The sequence below is a fragment of the Streptomyces sp. genome (assembly GCF_050698815.1).
Taxonomy (GTDB): Bacteria; Actinomycetota; Actinomycetes; order Streptomycetales; family Streptomycetaceae; genus Streptomyces.
Map to the genome: position 1 here is coordinate 1 of NZ_JBOHCV010000468.1, position 3,891 is coordinate 3,891.

The 3,891-nt window shown below is 70.6% G+C and carries 1 protein-coding gene and 1 pseudogene; both read left to right on the forward strand.

Translation table 11 applies throughout. From position 1 onward, the window contains the following. Positions 1-744: 744 nt before the first annotated feature. Positions 745-2,741 (forward strand): annotated as a pseudogene (locus ACRDP3_RS16895) (Tn3 family transposase); the annotation flags it as partial. Positions 2,742-3,097: 356 nt separating this feature from the next. Next, a partial coding sequence (locus tag ACRDP3_RS16900; protein WP_431517782.1) for a hypothetical protein occupies positions 3,098-3,891 on the forward strand: 794 nt, incomplete at its 3' end.

The window sequence follows — 3,891 nt, forward strand, 5'->3', positions numbered from 1 at the left end:
GCCGTGCTCAGCACCGGCCCGGTTCGTCCGCCGCTGCCCGCGGAAGGGGTGCTGGACGGTCTGCCCGAGGAAGCTGCCGAGCGGGCCCGGTGGTGGCAGCGGCATCTGACGGAGCTGATGACGGGCCGCCCGGACGTTGATCCGGGCACGCCGGTAAGGCCCGAGTACGACCCCAACGTGCACTCGGTCCGCCAGCGGGAGCTGAACAAGCTCGCCGAACTGCGGTCGGTAGGCGGAAGTGGCCTTGAGTACTCTGCAGCGGCTGCGCACCCGGTTCGAGCGGGAAGGGATTGCGGGACTGGTGGACCGGTGACTGATCAAACCCTCGACCGGGACCAGCCGGGCCGATCCGCGGGTAGTAGCCGCGATTGAGCAGGTCGTCAGCAGTCGGACGAACGAGCCGACGGTGTCCGCACAGGTGCTGCGCCGCCAGGTCGAACGCCTTTTGATCGCCGAGCACGGCACGGGAGAGGTCCCGATGCCCTCCAGAGCGACGTTTTACCGGCTGCTGGACGCAGTTTCGCGCGGGCAGCACCTGCTGGGGTCCGCCCGCAACCGCCGTTCGCTGGGCAAGCAGCCGAAGAGGATGCTCGGCCAGCTGACGGCGGCCCGCCCGGGCGAGGTGATGGAGATCGACTCCACGCCGCTGGACGTTATGGTCGTCCACGACGACGGAACGGTGGACCGTTGCGAGATGACGGGGCTGGTGGACGTCGCCACCAGGACGCTGGCGGCGGTGGTGCTGCGGCCCTCGACGAAGGCAGTGGACGCTGCGCTGTTGCTGGCGCGGGCGATGACGCCGGAGCCGATGCGGCCAGGCTGGCCGGACGCGCCGCGCATGTCGCGGTCGGTGCTGCCCTACGTCTCGCTGCTGCCGCTGGACGAGCGGCTGGCCAAGGCCGCGGACGCGGCCCCGGCCGGGCGGCGCATCCTCAAGGCGGTGCGCCGCCTGCCAGCACTTTCGCGACGCCGGGTCAAGGACCGGCCGCTGCTGCCCGCAAGGTCGATGCCGACCTGGTGCCCGCAGTGTGGCGCCGGGCGGTGTTCTCGAACGCCAAGCTGCCCCAGGGCGCGGTCGACCGGGACGCGTACGTGGTGTGCGTGCTGGAGCAGCTGCACCGCGCGCTGAACCGGCGCGACGTCTTCGCGGCCCCCTCGAACCGGTGGGCCGACCCGCGCGCCCGGCTGCTGGACGGTCCGCGGTGGGAGGCGATGCGCCCGGACGTGCTGGCGGGCCTGTCCTTGACCGAGGACGCGACCGAGCATCTGGCCCAGCTCACGCGCGGGCTGGATGCGGCGTGGCGGCAGATGGCCGACCGCCTGGAGGAGGCCGGCGCCGACGCGAAGGTGGAGATCATCGTTCCCGAGGGCGGGGGACGTGCCCGGCTGAGCGTGGACAAGCTCGGCGCGGTGGGCGAACCGGAGTCCCCGACCTGGCTGAAGGCCACCACCGAAGCCATGCTCCCCAGGATCGACCTGCCGGACCTGCTGTTCGAGGTCCACTCCTGGACCGGGTTCCTCGGCTCCTTCGGGCACGTCTCCGACCGGCGTACCCGGATGGAGGGCCTGCTGGTCTCCCAGAGCTGCAACATCGGGCTGACCCCGGTCATCGACCCGAACAACAAGGCGCTTGCGGCTCTCGCACGTCGACCAGAACTACGTGCGCGCCGACACCATCGCCGCGGCGAACGCCGCGCTGATCGGCGCGCAATCCCGCATCGAGCTGGCCCAGATGTGGGGCGGCGGGCTGCTCGCCTCCGTCGACGGCCTGCGCTTCGTTGTACCCGTCCGAAGCATCAACACCGGCCCCCTCGCCCAAGTACTACGGCTACAAACGCGGCGTGACCTGGCTCAACGCCGTCAACGACCAGGTCGCCGGGATCGGCGCGATGGTCGTACGCGGCACCCCTCGCGACAGCCTCTACACCCTGGACACCCTGCTGAACCTGGACGGCGGGCTGAAGCCGGAGATGGTGGCCACCGACAACGCCTCGTACTCCGACATGGCGTTCGGCCTGTACAAGATGCTCGGCTTCCGCTTCACCCCGCGCTTCCGCGACCTGGCTGATCAGCGGTTCTGGCGGCCGATCTGCCCGACGCCAGCGGGGAGCCCTCTGCGGGGTACGGGCCGCTGGAGGCCGTCGCCTGCAACAAGGGTGAACCTCAAGCGGATCGTCACGCACTGGCCGGACATGCTCCGCGTGGCCGGGTCGCTCAGCACCAACCAGGTCCGGGCCTACGACCTGCTGCGGATGTTCGGTCGCGAAGGGCACCCGACCCCGCTGGGGGCTGCGTTCGCCGAGTACGGGCGGATCGACAAGACCATGCACCTGCTCGCCTTGGTCGACCCGGTCGATGTCACTTACCGGCGGCTGATGAACCGGCAGCTCACCGTGCAGGAGTCCCGCCACCGGCTCGCCCGCGCTGTCTGCCACGGCGGCCGGGGTCAGATCCGCCAGGCGTACCGGGAGGGCCAGGAGGACCAGCTCGCCGCCCTGGGTCTGGTCCTCAACGCGGTGGTGCTGTGGAACACCCGCTACCTGGACGCCGCCGTGGCCCGGCTCCGCGCCGAGGGGCACGACATCAAGGACGAGGACGTCGCCCGCTTGTCTCCGCTGAAGGACCGGCACATCAACTTCCTGGGCCGGTACCTGTTCAATATCACTGCCAGCGGTCCCGGCCAGGGCCTGCGGCCCTTCCGTGATCCGGACACGCCCGAGGACGGTGACGAGGAGGAGTAGCCCCTGTCAGTCCGGCGCGAAGGCGTCTGCACCAGGTGCGTAGGGCAGGCGCGGGCAAAGAAGAGCTGACCGGGCGGCGGGGAGCAAGCCGGTCAGGGAGTTCGTCCAAGAGCACGTAGCCGCCGTTGGCCGCGAGCTCCTCCTTGGTCGCCAGGCTGGTGCCCAGGCAGAGCAGGAACACAAGCGGAACAGGGCTTACCAATCTCCCAAACGTTTCAATTTCGCCTCCACCACACCTTGGGAACCATTCCCCACGTCTGCTAGGTTCCCCGTTCGATTCCGAACTGCCGTGACACAACGGCAGCTTCGAGACAAAAGGCATGGCTTCAGGCATGGCTTCAGACATGGGAGGCCCCATGAACAGAAGCGCCGCCGTGCCCCTCGGCGCGGCCTTACTCCTTCTCCTCGGCACGGCCGTGCCCGCCGCCGCGGGAACCCCCGGCGACGGCGCGGCCACCGACGGGGCGACGCTCTACCGCGACGACACGGTCGATGTCTCCTACCGCCAGGTCGCCCCCGGCGACGCGGCGTGGAGCCAGGTCCCGGCCGCCCTCCGCGGCAGAGCTACGGAGGGCTCGTACGTCGCCCGGCTCCAGCTCGAGAACGTCTCCGATCACCCCGTCTCCAAATGGTCGCTGACCTTCGAGCTCTCTGACCGCATCACGGACACCTCCGCCGCGAAGCTCGCCGCCCCCCAGGACGCGCGCACGACGCTCCAGGGCGTCGGCCCCACGAACACCCTCCAGCCGGGCAGGACCGAGACCGTCTGGTACCGCGCCGAGCCCGGCGCCAAGGCCGATACCCCGACCTGGGCGTCCTTCGCCAAGCACGGCATCTCGCCGACGGAGGACACCGACGGCGACCGCCTCCCCGACGACCTGGAGGTGCGCGCCAAGCTCGACCCCAAGTCCGAGGACACCGACGGCGACGGCCTCTCCGACTTCGCCGAGCTCGGCTACCGCTTCAGCTCCCCGCTCAAGGCCGACACCGACGGCGACGGCACCAAGGACGGCGCCGCCGACCCCGACAAGGACGGCCTCACGGCCGCCCGCGAGCTCAAGCTCCGCACCACGCCCACCCGCGCCGACACCGACCAGGACGGCCTCGCGGACGCCCGCGAGCTGAAGCTCCGCACGGAGCCCACCAAGGC